Below are 21,602 nucleotides of genomic sequence, written 5' to 3'. Positions count from 1 at the left end.
CTTTTGCGAAATTATCGGCATTCCTCCGCCACGAATCGGTCATACTCCCATCTGAATCGGTCTCTAGCCACGCGTATCGATGTTCACGGGTTTGGAATCGCCACCAAGCGTGCTACGGTTCAGACTGGGATCATCCGCTGGTCACGGTGCCCGAATATAGCGGCCGCAGCCGCAACATTGGGGCAACGGTACATCATCCGGCCAACTCCTCGTTGATCGCTGCCTCGTCGCCCGTATCGATGTCGGTGGCTTCGGTTCGCGCACCGACTGCCTGTTCGATCTTGTCGAAATAGTATTTGATCCTGATGGCCAGAAGCTCCCGATGCGGAGGCTCGGCCTCGCTGGCGATCGCCTCTAGGCGCGATCGCAGTGCCTTGATCCAGGGGTACTCATCGCTGAGAGCACGATTGTGTTTCTCCATTTCATACCTCGCGTGGAGGCTTGCCAGCAGCTGGCCATCGGGCGACGAGTCTCGGATGATCACCCGCGCGAAGGCGTCAGGATCGACATAGTGAAGGAACGGCGAGTCGGCGTAGTTGCCCTCCTCGACGCCGTACTTGTGAAGCGACGAGTACGCCTCCCGATCCTTGTTGATCCGCTCAATGAACGTTCCGGCAATCTCTTTCATACGGTCGGCGAAAGATAGGTTGGTCGCCGCACGGACTGTCTTGTAGATGGCTCTGAACTCAGATGTATCCTTCGAGCCATAACCAAGCCCGCCATAGGACCCTCCCATCGGCGTGAAAAGGCCACGATCCGGCTCGAGCTTGCCGGACTTTTGCAGATCTTGCACGTAACGTCCGAAGTATGCGACGACATCCTTATCCCTGCCGAGCATGTGGTCGCCGAACGCCATAGCGCCGATAACGATACCGGCGGCATGGAGGATAACGCCGGGATGGGTGAGTTCTCGCGTCGCGAGTTGCCTAACGAGCTCCTCTCTCGCTTCGAGGTATTGGCTCCTTGGCAGGTCCGTCCAGCTCCAGAGCTGCCGCCATGCCGGCGCCTGCGCGTAGCCGACGACGAGAGGGTGCTGTGACAGATGCGCGTTGATGGCATCAGCTGCGACAATCCCGGTCTCAAACAGCGCGGCGAGCGCTGCCGGCGGAACGATCGGATCATCCCATTGGACTTCCGGATATCGCGCCTCCAGCCCCTCGACCTTGACGATTTCCGGGGATTTTTCTTTCTTGCCGATCGCGGCGATGAGGCGTGATTGACGGGTACTGGGCAAACCCGCCAGCTCAGACGCGCTGAGATCCCCGCTACGATAGTCGACCCCGGTCGCCATCATGAAGAGCAGTAGCCGCGCCATGCCAGTGTCTGACTTCTGAAGGCGCGGATCGACGCCTGAGACAAGCCGTTCATAGTCGGACAAGACAGCCCTCAAGCTGCGGAAATTCTTCTTTCCGGACCCCTCGAAGGTCCTTAGCAGCGCGAGCGTTTCCTGACGGACAACCTCCAACACCCGTGGATGGGTCAATTTCTTGCAAAAACTATCGAGGACAGTATGCGGGTCGGAAGCGACCCGCAGGGTCTTGCCGATCAGCTTCTCCTTCTTACGCGCATAATCAATCCGCTGATCCGGAGGGATGTCGTTCTCGTTTGCGACGACGATGACCTTAAGACCGTCATGTTCAACGAATGAGTTGATGAATCCCATGGCTTCGACCAGCGGCATCGCGCACCGCTCGAGATCGTCGAATATCAGGACGCGGCCCTCGAGTTTCAGCACCATATCCTTGATCAACGACTTGTTCTCGGCGCCACTGTTCACGTCCGTGCCTGCGAAACCGTTTAGCGCGCGCGACATGACGGTACCGATAAGGCGGACCGCCTTGGAGTTCATGACGGGGTGGGCCTGCGCGAAGAACTGATCGGTGATCTCCGACGTCGAGCGAATGCCGTAAAGGCTGGCATAGAGATGCCCGACCGAATACAGCGGATCTACCAACCTTGCCTTGTCCTCTCGTTCTTCGAGGTAGGCTTTTATAAAATGCGTCTTTCCGGCTCCCCACGGACCGTTAATCATAACCGCGAAGTCCGTTTCGAGCTCCGACGAGAGGTAATAGTCGAGATATTCTCTTACCTCATCGTTCGTCGACATAGATCCGCCCCCCTTTGCTACCCGGCTTCTCACTAGTTTTCCCTTAGCTGATATACACGGCACCAGCACTGCCGAGAACTGCGCTAAGCCGTCGCCGGCACGTGCCTCGCGTGCTGGCGACACCACAAAGGACGACATCTGTCGGGATTGTCGGTCCAACCTGGCTTGGGGAACGCCTAGCGAATCCTGCAATGCCACTCGTCGGAACGGCGGCTGCCGACGTCCAATCGCTTTCGAGCTGTTTCAGAGACTTCACTACCACATGGTGGTTCCAACGATTGGCGCTGACTTGCTTCACTTAGTGGAAGTGCGGAAGGCGGCCTTGGGAAGCTCCGCACCCAGAAGCAGACCGTCCGCAGGCGGCCCCGTTCCTCCAACATCAATCGTTCTGACCATCGCCGAGCAGGGATTCGCTTAGTCGATCAAAGTAGGGTAGCGGAACGGCGGGTTCAGAGCGGTCTCGTCGGGAATGCTGCCGTTCGCCTCACGACTTCGGCGGTCATGCGCCCGCTCATCGGCCGTCGCCCATCCTAGAAGCTGTCGTTTCCATTCCGAACACGAATACAACACGTGCTCAGCCAACGACTTCACTCTGTGAACGAAGAGCCCCAGTATGGCACCATTTCGCGACAAGGGGGGATGAATGTCTAGCGCCTTTGATGAGATCTTGGAGTTTGAAGCGCGTGCAGACGAGGCCGTCGCCAAGCTATCACTGTGGCAACAACCAATACGTAGCATCCTTTCCGTCCTATACCTGTCAGCCGACTCCAAGTTCGTCGGCGGACGTTTCAACCGCAAAGCGCAGCGCGACGACGAGGTCGGAACGGCATTAATCAACCGCCTATCCTATGTCAGCGGCTTTTTCGATAGATGCCCGCGGCTGATCGGAGCCGACATAGACGACGCGTTGAGCGTCGTCGACAAGGCGTTTCTGGCTGACATTGAGCAACTGCTCGGCTACGCCCACTTCTGCGAGATCCTGCCCTTAGTGCGCCGCGGATTCTTTTCTGTCGAACGCCCGACGTCGGGGTTCTACCTTGCCCATCCAAGTCAACAATTTATGGAGCACGAGGAAACCGACATCCTGATGTCGGAGATGGTACTGCCGCATGACTTAGTGCCGCCGCCGTATCCAATCGAGCGCTGTGTCCGGATGGTGAAGGCATGGCCGAAAATTCCTGCAGACGACCTCATCGGCGTCCTCAAGCCAGCATACGACCACTATCTCAAAAACATCTTTGAGCTTCCCCTGCTCGACGACGATGCGTTCGCGAAGAGCTTCGGCTTCGCGCGGCGAGAATTCTTGGGGATACGTGCCGCGCTTATGGGCTATGCGGACTTCTGCCTCGGAATGGCCGACGCCGCGGAGTTGCTGTCAATCCGCGCATCGCCGCGTTACCGGCGCGCCGCCCTCGAGAAAGAGGCGAGAGAATGGGCGTCTCCGCTCCTCAACAGGAACCACGTAATCGGGGTTGCAGCTGGGGTGGCTGGCGTCGACCCATCAGTGGCTGAGAAGATCACCGACCTTTTTACTATCGTCTTGAAAGATCTCAAGCAGACCGGGGGCGGTGAGGGCTTCTTCCCACCGTTCCTTCGGATCGACAATGCGTTGCTGTTTTCTCCTCATGCTGTCAAACGCATGATGCCCGAGAGAAATCTGCTCTACAAAATGGTCCGAACTGATCAGAAGACCTTCGACAATCTTGTATCGAGCCATCTCGAACCCTCTCTGCTGCAAGATGCCATCGTCTGCCTTTCTAGTATGGACGGCGTTGAGGTCCGACAGAATGTCCGTTGGCAAGATGGCGAGATCGATCTCCTCGCCTTTCACGAGGCAACAAACACCGCTCTGCAAGTTCAGGCAAAGGCTGCCGTGCCTCCACAAGGCGCGCGAATGGTCGCTCAGATAGAGTCTCGCACCCTTGAAGCGGCGAATCAGATCAAGCGCTTTCTCGAACTGGACGGTGGCGACAAAGACAAAATCTGTTCTTCTGCCTTCGGAAGAAAACTGGAGGGAGTGAATTGGAGCAGTGCGGTCATGATGCGCACCTGTCTTGGGACTGAAAAATCTTGGAAAGGAATCGCTGGATACGTGCCGTTGAACCCGGTTTTGCTCAGGGCAGTCGTCAAGAGAATGATCGGTGAGAATGCATCGCTTGCCGAGATCGAAGTTGTCGCTAGGGACGAATTGAGAAGGCTTCGAGCAATGGCTGTGCTTGGCTGGCACAAAAAGAGCTTCAGGCTATTCGGCGAGACAATTGAATTGCCTCTGTTGAGTCTGGACTACGGTGCGATCTCTGCGTTTCGCAACGCGGTACTGAATTGAATTAGCCTGCAGCATTGTAGGCTCAAGATGGACCGACCCGTCCTGGATTGCTGTCCGCTTAACCAACTTGTCGGCTGTAAGCAGACCGTCCGTTGTCGGCCCCTAGATTTGCCGCGGGAGATTGTTTTGCCGTTCTGGAAGCGGATCAATCTGACGCCTACGGCGCCCAAGGGTGGTGAGCGGACATTTCTTCCGAGGCTGCCAAGCTCTGCTATGCGGACAAACCGGACACCTCTGCTATAAACCGTATCTACTGACTTGGCTTCGAAAAGGCGAGAGTGGGCATATGCGATTTGCGATCGCGCTGGACACGGCGCTTCGACTTTTTCGCGAACGGATCGAGGTTCCCAGCCAAAATAGCTTGGTGGCACCGACTTTGCTGAGATCCCAAGCGCTTTCTCATCTCTATACTTCAGTCCTTCGCGGGGAACTCGATATGCAGAATGCTGCCTCGCAGCTCGATCAAATGAGATTGCTCAAGATCAGGCTGCTCGGCGATCGGGTTCTTCAGAAGGTTGCGTGGGAAATCGCGGAGCAACTCCAATGGAAGGATACCTTTGCGGCCGAATACGTGGCGCTTGCGAAGTTGCAGGCAGATGCTTTCGTTACACTCGACGACGATCTCGCTCGTTTTGTCAAAAATATAGTCCCGCTGGCTCCTTTCGATGAGTTGTTGACCGTCCGGGATACGTGACCCAGTGTTCCAGCTCAAATATCCGAATGGTAGGTCGGGGCTCCCGCAGCCGACATTCGGACAGTGCAGGGCAACTTCTGAAATGGGATCGCTCGCGAGCTGACAACTATCTCTTGGGCTTGGCCAGTCCAGTTTCGGCCTCGTCCCGACAAGTCTGACCTGACGACAACGCGCCTCGAACTTCGCCGTATAGCGCGATGCCGAAGGGATCCCGGAAATGGACGTTCGAGAATTCGCGCGCCGCCTCAACGATGCGAGATGGCGGTCCAATCCAGCCCGAACCGTGCGAGATATTTGCGCAGCCGATCGGCATCGTTCGCGGAAGTCCGGCGCGCCCGCGAGGCTGCGAAGAGGGTTCGGCCAGCTTCGGAGAGCGAGCGGCTTTTCCGGCAAACGCGGATCGCCTCGGCAAGCTGCACGCGATCGAAAGGGTCAATCTCGGCGAGCGCTTCGGGCTTAAGGACCTCCCTTAAAACACCCGCGCCGTCGTCTCGCTGGCTGGACCAGAGGCGCTTCAGGCGTTGGATTTCAGCATCGACGCATTCCACGTCGATGCGGCCTTTCGGGCTGAGCGTTGCCATGCGCGTGACGCTGGCGGCGAGGTCGCGGAAGTTGCCGGGCCACGTTGCACCGGGCCCGGTTGCGAACGCCAGGTAACGCTGCCGCGCTTCCTTGTTGAAACTGGCGCGATTGCCCTCACGCTCGGCGAAGCGGTCGAGTTCATAGTCGAGATTGGGCTCGATATCCTCGCGACGATCAACGAGACCAGGAAGCTGGAAAGTCCACAGGTTGAGACGCGCATAAAGGTCGTCGCGAAATGCGCCGGTGGTCACGGCCTCACCCAGGTCGCGGTTGGTGCCGGCGATCAGCTGGAACTCGGATGCCGCTTCCTTGTCGGCCCCGACGGGAAGGAAGCGCTTGTCCTCGATCGCGCGCAAGATCATCGCCTGCTCGTCCAGCCCAAGCTCGCCGATCTCGTCCAAGAACAGCATGCCTTTGTCGGCCGTGCGAAGCAGCCCTGGACGGTCGACCACGGCACCGGTGAACGCGCCCTTGCGATGCCCGAACAGCGCCGACATCGCGCCGTCGCCCTTCAGCGTCGCGCAATTCACTTCGACGAAAGTGCCGGCGATCTGGTGCTTCAGGCGCTTCAGCTCGTAGATGCGGCGTGCCAGCTGGCTCTTGCCGCCGCCCGTCGGTCCCATCAGCAGGATCGGCGCTTTCGAGCGCAGCGCCACCCGCTCGATCTCATCGATCATCCGGTTGAAGGCAGCACTGCGCGTCTCGATCCCCGATTTGAGAAAGGACGTACTCTCCTCGGTAGCGACAGCAAAGCGGGTGGCGATGCTGTCATAACGCGATAGGTCGAGGTCGATCGCAGTCCAGGTGCCGGTTGGATTGAGCGAACCGCGCACAGGTTGGGTCTGGAGCAGGCGACCGGGCAGGTAGCGCGCCTCGGTCAGCAGGAACAGGCAGATCTGTGCGACATGCGTGCCCGTGGTGATGTGGATCAGATAATCCTCAGCGTCGGGATCGAAGGGCTCGGCGCGCGCAAAGTCGAGCAGCTTGCCGTAGACCTCTTCGAAGTCCCACGGGTCCTTGAAGTCGAGCACTCGCAGCTCGACGGCGGTTTCGGGTGAGACGGAGGCGACATCCTGCGCAACATATTCGGCCAGCCGACTGTGGCCGCTGCCATGGATCAGGATCAATCGGTCGACGCGCAGATCTTCGTGCATCGCCAGGCTGACGGTCGGCCGCCATTTGTTCCAGCGCGATGGGCCGAACTTGCTCGCGTCCAGCGTCGAGCCAAGGAATCCAACAACCACGATAGGCTTCATCCTTATATCTTAGGATAAAAACTTATTGAGTGCGATAGAAAATTGCAGGAGGAGTTCTCCGGTCGCCTATTCTCGTCCATACACATCATGTTAAATTTACTGAGCAGGTCAGTCGCTTATAGTTTTCTCTCTCATTCCCGTCCGGACTTGGCACGCCTCCTGCTCTTCTGATTGCGTCGGACGGGGCAGTCAAACCTCAGATCGGCAAGCAGCGGCGAAGGGGCGGCCGGAATGGGCCGGTCGCCCCCGGGGGTTTCGTAGGGCGTAGTCAAGGCAGCGCAGAGCGCCTGGCTTGGGAGCGGGAGACGCAAGTTCGCATCCTGCCGGCCTTGACCATTTGAGGAGGTGGACGATGGCCAACAAGAGACTTTTTGCTTCGGCGGTCGCGAAGCTGCTGCCGCGCGCGGATGCGGTGAACCGCGAGCGCGCGCCGGCTTACGATTATGGGCCGGAGCACAAGCTGGCGCAGCTTGCTGCCACGGGCACGCTCGCCGACAATTTCTATGACGCGGCCGAGGCGCAGCTGGCCGATGTCCTGGAAGCGGCGCGGGCCTGCGATCCGCATTTCGTGGCGCAGGCCGCGATCTATGCGCGGTCGTGGGGCGCGATGAAGGATATGCCGGCATTGCTGGCGGCGTACCTTACGGTTGCCGATCCCGACCTCGCGATCCCGGTGTTTAAGCGCGTGATCGACAACGGGCGCATGCTTCGCAATTTCGTGGCAGTGATGCGCTCGGGCCAGGTCGGGCGAAGCTCACTCGGCTCTCGCCCGAAGCGGCTGGTCCAGCGTTGGCTGGAGCAGGCATCGATGGCGCAGTTGATGGCAGCCGCAACCGGCAAGGATCCGAGCCTGGCGGACATCGTCCGGATGGTTCACCCGAAGCCGTCGGATGTCTCGCGCAAGGCCTTCTATGGCTGGCTGATCGGCCGTCCCTACGACGTCGCCACGCTGCCGCCTGAGATCGCCGCGTTCGAGGCGTGGAAGCGGGACCGTTCGGCCCCGCTGCCGCCGGTGCCGTTCGAATGGCTGACCTCCTTCCCGCTCACCGCGGAGAACTGGGCGGTGCTTGCCGGGCGGATCGGATGGCAGGCCCTGCGGATGAACCTCAGCACGCTTGCGCGCAACGGCGCCTTCCGTGTGGAGGGGGTCGCGGAAACGGCCGCTGCACGACTAGCCGATCGTGATGCGCTCGCGAAGGTCCGGCCCTTGCCCTACCAGCTGATGGTGGCGCTAGGGCAGATCGGCGAGAGCGTGCCGCTCAATGTGCAGGCGGCGCTGGAGGACGCGCTCGAGCAATCGCTCGTCCGCGTGCCGAAGGTGCCGGGTAAGGTGGTCGTCTGCCCCGATGTGTCGGGGTCCATGCTCTCGCCGGCGACGGGCTACCGCAAGGGCGCCTCGTCCAAGGTGCGGTGCATCGATGTCGCGGCGCTGGTCGCGGCGGCGATGCTGCGGACCAATTGCGAGGCGCGGGTGCTACCGTTCGAGCACGCAGTGGTGAAGCTGAAGCTGGATCCGTATGCCCGGGTCGCGGTCAACGCGGCGAAGCTGGCGGCGGTCGGCGGTGGCGGAACCAACGTCTCGGCGCCGCTGGCGATGCTTAATGCGGAGCGGGCGGCGGTCGATCTGGTCGTCATCGTCTCGGACAACCAGTCCTGGGTGGATGCCACCCGGCACGGGGCGACCGCGACGATGCGCGAATGGGTCCGACTGAGGAAGCGCAACCCGGGCGCCAAGCTCGTGTGCATCGATATCCAGCCCTATGGAAACACGCAGGCCCAGGGGCGGGTGGATATCCTCAATGTCGGGGGCTTCTCCGACGCGGTGTTCGACACGATCGCGCGCTTCGTCTCGAACGAGACCCGCGACTGGGTCAGCATCGTCAAACAGATGGAGGTATGAAGAACAGGGTCGTGGCGAATGCTGGTGGGACTACATCGTCACCAGAGAGGGCCCGACGAGTAAAGCGCCGCAGCACCGGCAATGGGCTGCGGAGATGCGGGTTCGAATCTCGCCGCCGATACGTAGCTTAAGGGCCGCGTCTCGCCGATCTCGTCGCCACGACCCGACACCACCACCACGATGGATGCCGGTGGAACGACTTCGGATCTCACTGTCGCCGGTTGGATCCCGGCCGGGCGCAAGCCCGTAGCTCAGTTGGTAGAGCATGAGCGGTTTCACCATGACCTCGTCGCCGTGGCCGAGAACATGGAGCTCAACGCTAGAGCGGGGGGCCTGTCAAACACCTGGTCGCCTTGGACCAATTCAACGCTGGCGAATGCCGGCGGGACTACATGGAGGGCCGAAAGGCCGAGCGGTTCGATTCCGCCCCGGAGCAGTTCGGGAGATGTCTCGCCAATCCTCGTCGCCGGCACCATGATCGCTTTTGAAGGAGGTCGCGATGACCGAGACACTATATGACTTTCAGCACGTCGAGGGCGGCGTATCGATCAAGCTGTGGACCCGTGGCGTGCCGGTGGAGGAGGAGGCACGGGCGCAGCTTTCGCGCGTGGCGCAGATGCCGTTCATCTTCAAGCATGTCGCCGCGATGCCCGACGTCCATGTCGGCATCGGTGCGACCGTGGGCTCGGTGATCCCGACCAAGGGCGCGGTGATTCCGGCGGCGGTGGGGGTGGACATCGGTTGCGGCATGATGGCGGCGCGCACCTCGCTGGTCGCGAGTGATCTCCCCGACGACCTCAAAGGGATCCGCTCGGCGATGGAGCAGGCGGTCCCGCACGGGCGCGACGTAGGCCGCGGCAAGCGCGACAAGGGCTCGTGGGGCGACCCGCCACCCATGATTATCGAGGCATGGGCGACCTTGTCGGCACGCTTTAAGCGGATCACGGACAAGTACCCGAAGCTCGCCAACGCCAACAACCTGGTGCATCTCGGCACGCTGGGCACGGGCAACCACTTCATCGAGCTCTGCCTCGACGAGGAGCAGCGCGTGTGGATCATGCTCCATTCGGGCTCGCGCGGCGTGGGCAATGCCGTCGGCAGCTTCTTCATCGAGCTGGCGAAGCAGGACATGCGCAAGTGGCATATCAACCTGCCCGACCAGGATCTGGCATATTTCCCGGAGGGGACTGATCATTTCGACGACTATGTCGAGGCGGTCGGCTGGGCGCAGGATTTCGCGGCGCTCAATCGGCGCATGATGATGACCAACATCATCCGCGCGCTGCGCGGCCAGATCGCGAAGCCGTTCGACGCCGAGCTGGAGGCGGTGAACTGCCATCACAACTACGTCCAGCGGGAGAACCATTTCGGCCAGAACGTGCTGGTCACCCGCAAGGGCGCGGTACGTGCGGCGAAGGGCGTGCTCGGCATCATTCCCGGCTCGATGGGCGCCAAATCGTTCATCGTTCGCGGGCTGAGCAATCCTGAGTCGTTCGACAGCTGCTCGCACGGCGCGGGCCGTGTGATGTCCCGCACGGCGGCGAAGAAGCTGGTGACGCTGGACGAGCACATCCGCGACACCACGGGCGTCGAGTGCCGCAAGGACGAAGGTGTTATCGACGAGACGCCCAAGGCTTATAAGCCGATCGAGGCCGTAATGGCTGCGCAGGCGGACCTGGTCGAGATCGTCCACACGCTGAAGCAGGTGGTGTGCGTGAAAGGCTGACGCCTTTGGCGCACACCGCCGCCCCCTCTTTGGAATTTTCCCCATGACTGGCCAGGTTCACGATCCCATCACTCCTGCCGTGCGGCGAGAGATCGAACAGCGGCTCAACGCGGTCGAGGCTACGCAGGGCGTGCGCCTGCTGATGGCGGTCGAGTCGGGGTCCCGGGCGTGGGGCTTCCCGTCGGCCGACAGCGATTACGATGTGCGCTTCGTTTATGTGCGACCGCGTGACTGGTATCTATCGCTGGCGCTCAGGCGCGACGTGATCGAGCATGCAATCGTGGACGAGATCGACCTCAGCGGGTGGGACGTGCGCAAGGCGCTTGGCCTGCTGCTCAAGTCGAACGCGGTGGTCAGCGAATGGATGCAGTCGCCGATACGCTATCGAGCGGACGATCCATTTGTCAGCAGGCTTTCGGCTTTGGCCGACGAACTGCTCGATCCCCGGGCGTTGGCGCATCACTATGCCAATCTCGGGCGCGCGGCGTCGAACCGTTGGCTCGATAGGCCCGGCGACGTGCCGGTGAAGAAGTATTTCTACGCGCTCCGGCCTGCGTTGGCGGTTCGCGCACTCCGTCTGAACCCAGCTGCGCGGCCGCCGATGAACCTTCAAGCACTGATCGGCGTGGCCGGTCTGCGGGCGTCCATCGTCGCGCAGATCAGCGAACTGGTCGAGGCGAAGAGCCGGACGAACGAGCGCTCGAACGGCATGCGGGTATCGGAGATCGATGCGCTGATAGGGGATGAACTCGGGCGCGCTGCCGAATTGCCAGCAGCGCCGATGCGCGAAGACGCGGTGGCGCGTGCGAGCGAGCTTTTTGCGGAACTGGTGAATACATGATCATCATCGACGGGTCGGAAGGCGAAGGCGGCGGCCAGGTCGTGCGCAATGCGCTCGCACTGTCGCTCGTCACCGGCCAGCCCTTCCGCATGACGAATATTCGCGGGCGGCGCGAGAAGCCGGGACTGATGCGCCAGCATCTGACCGCGGTCGAGGCGGCGTGCGCGATCGGCGGAGCGACGTGCGAAGGCGTGGCGGTCGGATCGCTCGAGATCGCCTTCACGCCGGGTCGTGTGGTTCCGGGCGAGTATCGCTTCGCTGTGGGCACCGCGGGCAGCACCAGCCTCGTCCTCCAGACCGTGCTGATGCCACTGCTGCTCGCCGATGCGCCGTCACGGCTCGTGCTGGAGGGCGGCACACACAACATGATGGCGCCGCCGTTCGAATTCATCGACCGCGTGTTCCTGCCGATCGTGAACCGCATGGGGCCACAGGTCTCCGCACGGCTGGTTCGCCACGGCTTCTTCCCACGCGGCGGGGGACGGATCGAAGTGGAGATCGCGCCGGCCAAGCTTTCTCCGGTCGACTGCATCGACCGTGGCCCGTTGCAGTCGGTGTCGGGGACGGCACTGTTCGCGGCGCTGCCGTTCAACGTCGCCGAGCGCGAGATCAAGACCGCGCGCCGGATTTTGACCGATTGGCCGGAGGACAGCTTCGCTGTGCGTCAGCTTTCCGACGAACAGGGACCGGGCAACGCACTGCTGCTGGAAGCGGTGTTCGAGCACGCGACCGAGATCGTCACCGGTTTCGGCAAGCTCGGGGTATCGGCGGAATCGCTGGCGAAGACCGCAGCACACCGCATGGCCGGCTTCCTGGCCTCGGACGCGTTCGCCGGGCCGTATCTGGCAGACCAACTGCTGCTGCCATTCGCGCTTGCCGGCGGGGGGAGCTTCACTACGGTCAAGCCCAGCCAGCACGCGCTCACCGCGCGCGACATCATCGAGCGCTTCACCGGTGAGCGCTGGGTGTTCGAACAACAGTCGAGCGGCTGCCATCTCGTGCGGCACGCTTGATGACGGACGCCAATGAGCTTCGCCGCAATCTACATCCGACTGCCGGCGATCTCACCCAAAGCCATCATTCGGCTATCAGCCCTCTGCGCCTCCGAAACGGACCGGCACCTGACCGGCCGGTTCCCGCAGAACCATGCAGTATGCCCGCTACCAAGCGGCTTGCACTTTTTAACTCCTCCGAGCAGTATTCAGATTAACAATTCTTGGGGGATCAATGACGGCACTACCGGATTATCTTGAACGGGGTGAAAAGGCTCGGCTATTTCCTGTACTTGCGGACACGTCCAAGGAGGGACGCACGATTTCGATCGTGTTGGCATGTCTCGCGCATGTGCAGGAGTTCGGGCGCGCAATGCTCGCGACTGTAGGTCAACGCGCCGGCCCTCGAGCTCAAGTCATCTGCTATACGGAAATCTGTTTCAAAAAGGGTGAAAAGCCCAAAAGTGATCGTCCCGACGGTTTGATCGTTCTTAAGGTTGGCAACCGCGAATGGAGGGCGCTTGTCGAGGCGAAGGTGGGAAATGCCGAACTCGACCAGACGCAGGTGGAGCGGTACCTTGAACTCGCGCGACTGAACGAAGTTGATGCCGTTGTCACCATTTCCAATCAGTTTGCTCCAACCCCCGACGAGCATCCGATTGCAGTTTCTAAGCGCGCTACGGCAAAGGTGGCCTTGTACCATTGGTCTTGGATGCATGTCCTGACGCAGGTCGAGCTGCTCCTTCACAATGACGAAATCTTCGATAAGGACCAAGAAGCCATCCTGCTAGAATTGTCGCGTTTTCTTAGCCACGATAGTGCTGGCGTCAAAGGTTTCGACAGCATGCCGGCCTCGTGGAGCGAACTGGTGCAGTCGGTTGCGAACGGCGGCGCGATCTCACCTCGATCAGTACTCGCGAAAGAAGTGCTTGAGGCATGGTACCAAGAGACTCGCGATCTCTCACTCATCCTTTCACGCAAGCTCGGGGTCCACGTCACCACACGTCTACCACGGGCGCACCGGGTCGACAGCCAGGCGCGTCTCAAGTTCGACCTTGAGACGCTGAGTAAGAGCAGCGCGATCCTCACCGCTTGGGATATCAAGGATGCGGCGGGAACCTTGGACTGCTGCGTTGATCTAAAGACCAAGACGGTCACAGCATCGATGAGGGTGCGCGCACCTGCCGACCGCGTAAAAGCCACTTCAAAGTTGAATTGGCTACTGCGTCAGCTGCAGAACGTGACGCCCGATGACCTCTTCGTCCGCCTGCACTGGACTGGGGCTGGCAGCTTCACACAACACTCACTGACGACGCTCCGCGAAAATCCAGACGCAATCTCACAGGACCGCCCGAACGCGCAACTGCACACGCTCGAAATTTGCCTCGTTCGCGGCCTGGCGGCTCGTTTTGGGCAGAGGAGGAACTTCATAGCAGATGTGGAAACACTGGTGCCGGAATTCTACGAACGTGCCGGCCAACGCTTGAAGCCGTGGCAACCGTCCGCACCTAGAGTACGGGAGCGGCCCACCACTGTCGAGGAAATCGAAGAGGAGGTCCAACAACAGGCGCTCGCACACGCCAGTCCTGCCAGCGAGTAGCCGCTCCGCACATTTCGAAGGATAATTCCACGTCCGGCCCGATGAACGGCGTGATCGGGGCCAGTTCCAGACAGTCTGGTTTCTGGCTAATCTTGCGGTAAGCAGTCGTTCAGCAACCGACCCCAAAGAGGACGTGTAGTGCATTTTGGCTCGGGCAGGAGGAGACTTAGGCCGCTTGGAATTCGGGCCCTTCAGGCGTGGAAAAGCTTGTTTCCTGAAGCGCGCTGATCACCCCGCCTTGGTCGCACCAGATTACATGTCGTGCACTACGGCCGTTCCTCCTGGCTCTTACTTTAACCTCTTCGACCAGGAATCGGGCACATCTCAGACGACGCGTGAAAACGGGATTTGAACCTGAGGACCAGGCGGTAAGAACGCCTGCGGGTCGCAACGCCGACCATGCCGTTTCAGCCCAGCCTGGTGACGATATCGTTGCGCGGAGGAATCCTTACTACGTCTATCTCAAGCCGCATGGCGCCGATGATGAGAGCATCAGGCGCGGCCGCGGATGTCTGGCTTTCCCCCGGTATTCATTCCGATGCCGCCGCATTGACGCGGACGACGCCGGGGCTCGTCCAGCGGTCACGCCCATCCGTCACTTCAGGATCGTGCTCTCGGGCCCATGTTCGCCATCGCCAAGAGTGCACGTCCGATGGCAGTCGCCTTCGGAAAGGCGCTGGCGGTCTTTTCGGACGTCGGCCTGACCTCCGGCTTCCGGGAGAGCCACCTGCGCTTCGAGGTGGACGGCGCGAACGCAGCACGCGGTTCCTGCGGAGCCACGGCATCGGAAGTCGACGCGCCGCCCTGAAGCATGGCGTGGTCGGCTCGAGTTTGGCAGGGGTGGCCGCCGATCAGCAGAACGCGCTGCCAGTTTAACGGCCGTGATCTATTGGGCATCGACCTCGAGAGGTCTAACTGCAGCAGTGTAGATCGATGTCCAAATCATGATCCGATGCGGCATCGTCACGTCATTCGATGGCCGAATATGTCATCTTCATCCCGTAGGGATGGGGAACATCCCCCCTAGTTGAAATTTTTTCCAGTGCGCACGGAGGATCCGCGCGGGCCTACGCCCCTAGAGCCCCGGACTTTTGACCCGCCCCGGGTGCTGGAGGTGGAAAATCAAATGCTACGATCGAGCCGGAGATCGATCTCAGCGCACACTGAACGGCGGATGGTGATAGCCTTCGGGCCAGCATGACAGGACAAGACAGGGGCTCCGAAAAGCCTCAAGCAGCCAGGAGGCCGGGTTGACGTGCCGGGTGCGGCTTGATCTCGAGGTGGGTGGTGCACGTGTGAAAGGCCGAGAGAAGCGCATGCGCCAACACGCACGATCCACCTTAACTCCCGCATACTTTATTCGGGAAATTCGTGGATTGCCACGAGCGCATGGCCTCCTAGCCTTGTTGGCTAACGATTCGACAGCTAGGCGAGTTGCTAGCAAACCGTGCGTGGCGGTAGTCGCTGCCCTGCAGCTTCACCTGGGGCATATGGACGGTGATCAGGTGCCGGTCGACGAGGCGTCGCAGTGTTTTGGACACCCGCGTTGCGGCGGTATTCCCTGAATGCCTTGGCTGGCCCTCCGGCCTATTCCCTGAATGCCTTGGCTGGCCCTCCGGCCGCGGATAGGTGAGAGCGCCCCAGTGCGATGGCTTCGGCCATTCCTGCAGTGCCAGCAGGAGGTCGCGCTAAAACTCCTAAAGCCGCTACCCATCGGCCCCTGTGTTGCCCGGGCGCGCGCTATCGGCGCGCCGGGCCAGATTACGCTGCACCGCCACCGCTGCGTCCACCGCAATTGCTTAAGCGGATGAGCTCCCTTTGCACCGCATTGCGGAATGCCATCAGTTCCCCGCCGATGGCATGGGTATGGATACCAAGCCGTTCCAAGCTCTTGCGGGCTGCCGAAATTACCTGGCGCCAGTACAGGTCGGCATCATCACCCTGCCTACGTGACAGCATCTCGGCGACATGACGGACCTTGCTGGTCCGCCTTGCCAGGGGAAACACCAGAACACGGCTTGGTGGCGTCCAATCAAGTAGCGGGAGATGCTTCATCAAGCAGCCCCCCTGTGTGGTATAATATATTTGCACCGAAAATCGGGACGCTCTGGAGCTTCGTTTTCCTCAAAACCGTCCTCTTTTTCGGGACGGTTGTCCTCTTTTTCGGGACGGGGTGTCATTCTTTTCGGGACGGTTTGTCCCGAAAAATGGTGCGGGATTCTGCTTTTTGAGGGCTGCCAGGCCCTATATTCGCGCGTAGGCTGCTGGCCTAGATAGCCAAGCTCGGTGAGGCGCCAGCAGGTCGCATTTGCCTTGCCCTCGGCACCGAGATAGGCGCGCTGTGTGGGTCGGATGAACCCATGCTCCTCCAGCTCTCGAAACCATTTCTCTACCGATGACCGGGAGGCGTTCAGTTCGGCGGCGGCCCGCCGGACGCCGAGCCTGATGCTGCCGTTGTTCTGCCCATTGTGGTACGCCTTAAGCAGCACATAGAGGCACCGAGCGCCGAAGGTAAGATCGAGCCAAGCTGGCGCCTTGAGGGTATGTTTGAGGACAGCAACAAACGGCTCAGTCGGCCAGCTCTGCTTAAGCCCTTTCTTCCTGGCCATTGACCGCTCCTCTGCGATAGTTCCCCCGGCGGGCGGCCATTACCGCCGCCCTGGCCGCCTGAAGGCTACTGAAGTTGCCTATCGGGCGGCCTTCCGCGTCGTGTGCGAGATATCGCCCGCGGTCCGGGGTGATCACCCCGACCCGGGCTAGCCCGTCATAGACGTCTTGCTCGACCATCATGCCGCCCTCCGGTCTCCATCCGCCTGCAGGTGATCGACCTCATCCTCACCGCCTGCGACGTAGTCGGACAGCGTTTCCAGCAGGTCGGACCCAATATTTAGAAGACGGCGAGCGTTGGTGAGGACTTGAGCCTCCGGACGGCCCTGCTCGTCGACGGCGTCCTCGACGCGGCCGATCAGGTCGCGGGCGACCTCAAGGGTGGACTCTAGGTGCAACCAAGCATCGGTCGCCTCTGCAACGGTGGGGGCTGCCCTGGGGCAAATGATCCTTCCTTTGGTCAATTCCATGCGCGTTCTCCCGGATATGCTGATGTGCGTGCTTTTCGTGGGCTGCGGCTAGGTCGGTACCTGGGGCATCGGATTCGCCTACGGGCGACGGCATAGGCGGGTCTGGTGGGCGGGTTCACGCCGCATCTTCAAGAAAGAAGGCGATCAGCTTTTGACGGCTGGCCACCCAGCGCCCGCCGACCTTCTTGGCCGGAAGTTGCCCGCCTGCAAGCAGGTTGAATGTCTGCCGCTCCGAGCGGCCAATCAGCTTCGCGATAGCCGCGACCTCCCAGAGAAGGTCGAGGCCCTCCGTATTGGTGTCCATTGTCACTCCGTCCATTATCTCGCGAGTCGCTACAGGGTGACTATAGCGAGTCACTACTGTTGCGGCAAGCGTCATATATAGCTATTCGCTACTATTAAATGACACGGAGAGTTGGTATGCCCCGCGGCAAGTTTCCGAGCGACAAGCAGGACCAGTTCATGCTGAGACTGCCAGACGGCCTTCGCGACCGCATCAAGGCACAAGCCGAAAAGAACGGGCGATCGATGAACGCCGAAATCGTCCGAGTGCTCGAGCGGGAGTTCCCAAAACCCGTTCCGACGGTGGCAAGGCTTATGCTCCTGCTTGGCCAGGCGGGTACCCTTAGGAGATCCCTCCGGGGCGAGGGCGTCGATCAGCTGATCGATCAGCTCTACGAGTCCATAGAAGCAATCGTTGTGGATCAAATGAGAATCGACAATGAGGAGGCCCGGTCGCTCACGAAAGAGCCTTCGGAAGATCGCGATATAGAACAGGATGAGGGTCTTAAGGCGGAACAGCCGGACGTGAGCCGCTTCGGCAGCGGCAGATCAGGGGCGTGATCCCATGTCTGTTCGCAAGCGCACATGGCGCACTAGCAGCGGTGAGGACAAGTCTTCGTGGGTCGTCGACTACGTCGACACCAAGGGCAAGCGCCGGCTGAAGACATTTCGGCTCAAAAAAGAGGCAGACGCCTTCGCGGCGACCGCGAATGTGGAGGTGCGGCAGGGGGTGCATGTTGCGGACAGCGCCAGCCTCACCATAAGCGAAGCGGCTGAGATCTGGCACAAGGCTGTAGCGGTCGGCAGGAACGGGCGTGACCCGGCGGAGGCATCGACGCTCCGGCAATACCGAACCCATATCGACAGGCACATTGTGCCGGCCCTCGGTCATGAGAAGCTGTCCCGGCTGACGACGCCCCGGGCCAGGGCATTCAGGGATGAACTGCTCGAGAAGCTATCCCGGCCGATGGCGAAGAAGGTGCTCACCAGTTTCAAGAGCATCATCCGTGAAGCCCAGTCGCGTGGCCTCGTGATGGCCAACGTAGCAGCGCCCGTCACCATTCAGACAGGGGGAGGGAATAACCGTCATCGCGAGGAAGTCACGATCCCCGAGCCAGCGGAAATCCGGGCTCTCTTGGCGAAGCTTGAGCAATTAGCCACTCAGCCAAACAAGCAGTGGTCTAAGGCGTGGCGCCGATGGCGCGCCCTGATCTCGACCGCTATCTATACCGGCTGCCGCGCGAGCGAGCTCCGCGGGATGCCTTGGGAGGCAATTGACCTAAAAGCAGGCACGATCACGGTAAAACAGCGGGCGGACGAAAACGGGAAGATTGGATCGCCCAAGAGCGCCGCTGGCCGTCGCACCATTAACATCCCGGCCCAGCTCGTTGCCACCCTACGTGAATGGAAACTGGAGTCGCCGAAAGGTCCGTTGGTCTTCCCCAACTGGCAAGGCAAGGTAGAATCCCTCGCGAACATTCACACCCGCTGCTGGCGACCGCTCCTGATCGCCGCTGCAGTAGCAGTGCCTAAGCTCGACGATGCCGGCAATGTTGTACGGGATAAGGAAGGGCAGCTGATCATGCTTCCCAAGTATAACTTCCATGCTCTCCGGCATTTCCGCGCTTCGCTTCTGATCAACGACGGCGCCAATCCCAAAGAGGTTCAGGTCGAGATGGGGCACAGCTCCATCACGATAACGCTCGGGCTGTACGGGCATATTTTCCGCGACGAGGAAGCCGATAAAAGGCGCCGTGATAGGGCGGAGCGGCTAGCCTCGTCCCTGGGGTGATGCGACATGGATGCGACATGGCGGTTCTAAAACCTTGATTTATAAGGCCGGTGTAGCGGACTGAAAATCCGCGTGTCGGTGGTTCGATTCCGCCCCTGGGCACCAACTATCTTTCTGATTCTCCTCACTACTTTTCTCGGCTGCTTCACGGTTCTTCTCCAGGTTTGACAATTTCGGAGGAGGGTTTGACAACTGTTTGCGCCGTCGGGTCACCTCTGTATTCAGCGCCTCTACCACGGAAGTGAGCTTGCGGGTTTTATCGGCACGGCTGGAATAGTGGCGAGCCATCGCCGTGGTGCGCTGACCAAGCATGTCGGCAATCGTGCGCTCGTCATAGCCCATCTCGCTGAGGATCGTGGTCACGGTGTGCCTCAAGCCCTTCAATGTAAGGCCCGGCTGCACAAGGCCTTCTGCTTCGAGCTTCTGGCGAATAGGCCGCCAACTGGCCCTGGCACCTGCTCCTCTCACTCGATGCGCTCGCCTGGAATCTGCTGCAGCCCGGCGTACTCATCCGAGGTGGTATCACGATCGGTGGCGTGTGGCACGAACCCGAATCGGTGTCCGGCGTCGGTGTGAACGAAGCGTATCGGCTCGAGTCTGTGGTGGCCAAGATGCCGAGGATCGTGCTCGGTGCCCGCTCTTCGACGCAGCTGAGTGCTATGCGAGCGAGCATGAACCCTGGGCCACCTACCGAAACGCGCGCCTACTACGCGAGGGGGGACGGTGTCTGGCTCCTGAACTAGCTGGCGGAGCTCGGCTGTTTCAACCGTCAGCATCCGATACCCCGACGTGCTCCGCCACCCTCTATGCGAAGTCGGGCGCTCGGTTCACACGATTATGCAAACCAAGCTCGACCGGACACTCGATCAGCCAGAGGGAAAGGCCGTCGTACCTCTCGCTAAGCGAATGCAAAGGGACTCACTGATCGCCTATCGGACAGTGGTGAACCCGTCGAGCGCAGTGGCACCATCTCAAATATGCCGAACTCAGAAGGACCTGCCACCAGCGACACCGAGAATCAGATCCCTCTAACGAGCCCGCCGTCGACCAAGATGTCCTGGCCGTTGATATAGGCAGCATCGGCGGAGAGGAGGAAAGCAGCCGTGGCGGCAAGCTCATTCATGGCGCCGAGGCGCCGGCTGGGGATCCGGGCCGTCACCTGCGGATCTTGCGGAGCGTTCTCCATATACCCGGGCAGAAGATTGTTCATGCGGATGCCTGCCGAGGCATGCTCGGCTGCATAGAGCTTCGCGAAGGCTGTAAGCCCCGCCCGGATAACCGACGATACCGCCAGGCGGCCATCCGGCTCACGAGCAGCAAAGCTCGAGATGTTCACGATGCTGCCACCCCCTGCGGCTGCCAAATGCGGTGTTGACAGTCGCGCCACGCGAATGGCCAGCATCAGCAGCAGGTCAAAGCCCTTGTGCCAATCTTCATCGCTAATCTCAAGCAGCGGCCCGCGTGCGGCATTACCGCTGCTCAGCACGACACCGTCGATACGACCGAACTGCCGCAGCGTCTCGTCGACAAGCCGTCTAAGATCGCTGACCTCTGTGATCGATCCGCGCAATGCGTGCCCGCCAAGCTCGGCCGCAATCTTTTCGACGCGCTCCGATCTTGCCATGAGCGCAACGCGCCAGCCCTGGTTTGCGAGCTTGCGTGCAACGGCTTCACCGATTCCCTGAGATGCGGCAGTGATAATGGCGACGGGCGGCTCGGCGGCCTTTCCCGTGCTCACGACCGATTTTCCAAGAGGATGCTGTTTTCCTCCTCAAGAACCTTTCGCACGGCGGGTCTGTCCAGCATTCGGGTGATGAAGTCCTGGCAGGCCGGTAGCTCGTCTAGCGGAAACTCGAGCCGCTTTCCCCAGGCGAGGAACACGAGCGTATAAGGATCACAGACGCTGTAGGCGGCGCCCGCCATCCAGGGCGCGTGCTGGAGTGCACGCTCGATCTCTTGAAGATTGGACCACGTCAGGGTGCGCGCGTTATCGCGAACCGCGGGATATACCGCCGGATCGCTCACGACACGTTCCGGCCTGAAGAGCCGCGCGAACCCGGGGTGAACCGTATTCGATAACCACGCCATGGTCGCAAGAGACTGCGCTTCTGCGATGGGCTCGCGCGGGAGCAGGACCCTTTCAGGCCATCTCCTCGCGATGAACACAAGGATCGCCAAGACCTCGGTGATGACGGCACCGTCGACCTGCAGAGCTGGGACCCGGCCGCGAGGATTAATGGCAAGATATTCCGGTTTCGATTGATCGCCTTCGTTCAGGAACAGTCGGCGCGCTTCATACTGTGCCTCGCATTCTGCCAAGGCAACACGCACAGCCTGGGAACACGAGCCAGGGGACCAATATAGCGTAAGCTCCGTCATGCCGTCGCCTCGAGCGCTTTTGCCGGCGTCCCCTATGGACACGCCGCG

The 21,602-nt window shown here is 60.8% G+C and carries 18 protein-coding genes, 1 tRNA gene and 2 pseudogenes; 11 read left to right on the top strand and 10 right to left on the bottom strand.

Annotation, left to right across the window (positions count from 1 at the left end; genetic code table 11):
* Positions 1-193: 193 nt before the first annotated feature.
* Positions 194-2,107: a P-loop NTPase fold protein gene (locus RCF49_RS10225; protein WP_342643920.1), complete on the bottom strand. Its 1,914-nt coding sequence runs from the start codon at positions 2,105-2,107 to the stop codon at positions 194-196.
* A 643-nt stretch (positions 2,108-2,750) separates the two neighbouring features.
* Between RCF49_RS10225 and RCF49_RS10220 the strand changes: the two genes are divergently transcribed.
* Positions 2,751-4,433, top strand: coding sequence for a hypothetical protein (locus RCF49_RS10220; protein WP_342643919.1), 1,683 nt, complete (start codon positions 2,751-2,753; stop codon positions 4,431-4,433).
* A 286-nt stretch (positions 4,434-4,719) separates the two neighbouring features.
* On the top strand, positions 4,720-5,127 hold the full coding sequence (locus tag RCF49_RS10215) for a hypothetical protein (RefSeq protein WP_342643918.1): 408 nt from the start codon (positions 4,720-4,722) through the stop codon (positions 5,125-5,127).
* Positions 5,128-5,372: 245 nt separating this feature from the next.
* Here the strand turns inward: RCF49_RS10215 and rtcR are convergent, their stop codons facing one another.
* Positions 5,373-6,965 carry an RNA repair transcriptional activator RtcR gene (gene rtcR, locus RCF49_RS10210; protein WP_342643917.1) on the bottom strand — a complete coding sequence of 531 codons (1,593 nt, stop codon included), beginning with the start codon at positions 6,963-6,965 and terminating at the stop codon, positions 5,373-5,375.
* A gap of 352 nt (positions 6,966-7,317) precedes the next feature.
* Here rtcR and RCF49_RS10205 point away from each other — a divergent pair, with 352 nt between their 5' ends.
* From RCF49_RS10205 to RCF49_RS22470, 6 genes and pseudogenes are all read left to right on the top strand, one after another.
* Complete coding sequence (locus tag RCF49_RS10205; RefSeq protein ID WP_342643916.1) at positions 7,318-8,865, top strand: RNA-binding protein; 1,548 nt, start codon at positions 7,318-7,320, stop codon at positions 8,863-8,865.
* A gap of 499 nt (positions 8,866-9,364) precedes the next feature.
* Complete coding sequence (locus RCF49_RS10200) at positions 9,365-10,591, top strand: RtcB family protein (RefSeq protein ID WP_342643915.1); 1,227 nt, start codon at positions 9,365-9,367, stop codon at positions 10,589-10,591.
* A gap of 43 nt (positions 10,592-10,634) precedes the next feature.
* On the top strand, positions 10,635-11,432 hold the full coding sequence (locus tag RCF49_RS10195; protein WP_342643914.1) for a nucleotidyltransferase domain-containing protein: 798 nt from the start codon (positions 10,635-10,637) through the stop codon (positions 11,430-11,432).
* On the top strand, positions 11,429-12,445 hold the full coding sequence (gene rtcA / locus RCF49_RS10190; RefSeq protein WP_342643913.1) for an RNA 3'-terminal phosphate cyclase: 1,017 nt from the start codon (positions 11,429-11,431) through the stop codon (positions 12,443-12,445). The genes RCF49_RS10195 and rtcA overlap by 4 nt, the downstream gene beginning before the upstream one ends.
* A gap of 214 nt (positions 12,446-12,659) precedes the next feature.
* Positions 12,660-14,024, top strand: a complete 1,365-nt coding sequence (locus tag RCF49_RS10185; protein ID WP_342643912.1) for a hypothetical protein — start codon at positions 12,660-12,662, stop codon at positions 14,022-14,024.
* Positions 14,025-14,703: 679 nt separating this feature from the next.
* Positions 14,704-14,810: pseudogene (locus tag RCF49_RS22470) on the top strand (HD domain-containing protein); the annotation flags it as partial.
* Positions 14,811-15,785: 975 nt separating this feature from the next.
* On the opposite strand, the gene RCF49_RS10175 reads toward RCF49_RS22470, so the two are convergent.
* The 5 genes from RCF49_RS10175 to RCF49_RS10155 all read right to left on the bottom strand — a co-directional run bounded on the left by RCF49_RS10175 (position 15,786) and on the right by RCF49_RS10155 (position 17,405).
* On the bottom strand, positions 15,786-16,079 hold the full coding sequence (locus RCF49_RS10175; protein ID WP_342643910.1) for a DUF6074 family protein: 294 nt from the start codon (positions 16,077-16,079) through the stop codon (positions 15,786-15,788).
* Positions 16,079-16,633 carry a hypothetical protein gene (locus RCF49_RS10170; RefSeq protein WP_342643909.1) on the bottom strand — a complete coding sequence of 185 codons (555 nt, stop codon included), beginning with the start codon at positions 16,631-16,633 and terminating at the stop codon, positions 16,079-16,081. The genes RCF49_RS10175 and RCF49_RS10170 overlap by 1 nt, the downstream gene beginning before the upstream one ends.
* Positions 16,611-16,814: a hypothetical protein gene (locus tag RCF49_RS10165; RefSeq protein ID WP_342643908.1), complete on the bottom strand. Its 204-nt coding sequence runs from the start codon at positions 16,812-16,814 to the stop codon at positions 16,611-16,613. The genes RCF49_RS10170 and RCF49_RS10165 overlap by 23 nt, the downstream gene beginning before the upstream one ends.
* Positions 16,811-17,101, bottom strand: coding sequence for a hypothetical protein (locus tag RCF49_RS10160; protein WP_342643907.1), 291 nt, complete (start codon positions 17,099-17,101; stop codon positions 16,811-16,813). Before RCF49_RS10160 ends, RCF49_RS10165 begins: the two co-directional genes overlap by 4 nt.
* 115 nt (positions 17,102-17,216) lie before the next feature.
* Positions 17,217-17,405, bottom strand: a complete 189-nt coding sequence (locus RCF49_RS10155) for a DNA-binding protein (protein WP_342643906.1) — start codon at positions 17,403-17,405, stop codon at positions 17,217-17,219.
* A gap of 116 nt (positions 17,406-17,521) precedes the next feature.
* Here RCF49_RS10155 and RCF49_RS10150 point away from each other — a divergent pair, with 116 nt between their 5' ends.
* The 3 genes from RCF49_RS10150 to RCF49_RS10140 all read left to right on the top strand — a co-directional run bounded on the left by RCF49_RS10150 (position 17,522) and on the right by RCF49_RS10140 (position 19,280).
* Entirely contained in the window at positions 17,522-17,944 is a 423-nt protein-coding gene (locus tag RCF49_RS10150; RefSeq protein WP_342643905.1) for an Arc family DNA-binding protein, read from the top strand.
* 4 nt (positions 17,945-17,948) lie between these two features.
* A complete protein-coding gene (locus tag RCF49_RS10145) occupies positions 17,949-19,175 on the top strand; it encodes a tyrosine-type recombinase/integrase (protein WP_342643904.1) in 1,227 nt (408 codons plus the stop codon).
* 14 nt (positions 19,176-19,189) lie between these two features.
* Positions 19,190-19,280: transfer RNA gene (locus RCF49_RS10140), tRNA-Phe, on the top strand.
* Between the two features lie 213 nt (positions 19,281-19,493).
* Here RCF49_RS10140 and RCF49_RS10135 read toward each other — a convergent pair.
* The 3 genes and pseudogenes from RCF49_RS10135 to RCF49_RS10125 form a co-directional block, all read right to left on the bottom strand.
* Positions 19,494-19,643, bottom strand: a pseudogene (locus RCF49_RS10135) (tyrosine-type recombinase/integrase); the annotation flags it as partial.
* A 550-nt stretch (positions 19,644-20,193) separates the two neighbouring features.
* A complete protein-coding gene (locus RCF49_RS10130; protein WP_342643903.1) occupies positions 20,194-20,913 on the bottom strand; it encodes an SDR family oxidoreductase in 720 nt (239 codons plus the stop codon).
* Positions 20,910-21,554, bottom strand: a complete 645-nt coding sequence (locus RCF49_RS10125; protein WP_342643902.1) for a glutathione S-transferase family protein — start codon at positions 21,552-21,554, stop codon at positions 20,910-20,912. Before RCF49_RS10125 ends, RCF49_RS10130 begins: the two co-directional genes overlap by 4 nt.
* Positions 21,555-21,602: the final 48 nt, after the last annotated feature.

This window comes from Rhodoligotrophos sp. CJ14 (assembly GCF_038811545.1).
GTDB classification, from domain to species: domain Bacteria; phylum Pseudomonadota; class Alphaproteobacteria; order Rhizobiales; family Im1; genus Rhodoligotrophos; species Rhodoligotrophos ferricapiens.
The sequence above is the reverse complement of the archived record's forward strand: the minus strand, read 5'-3'. Positions and strand labels throughout refer to the sequence as shown.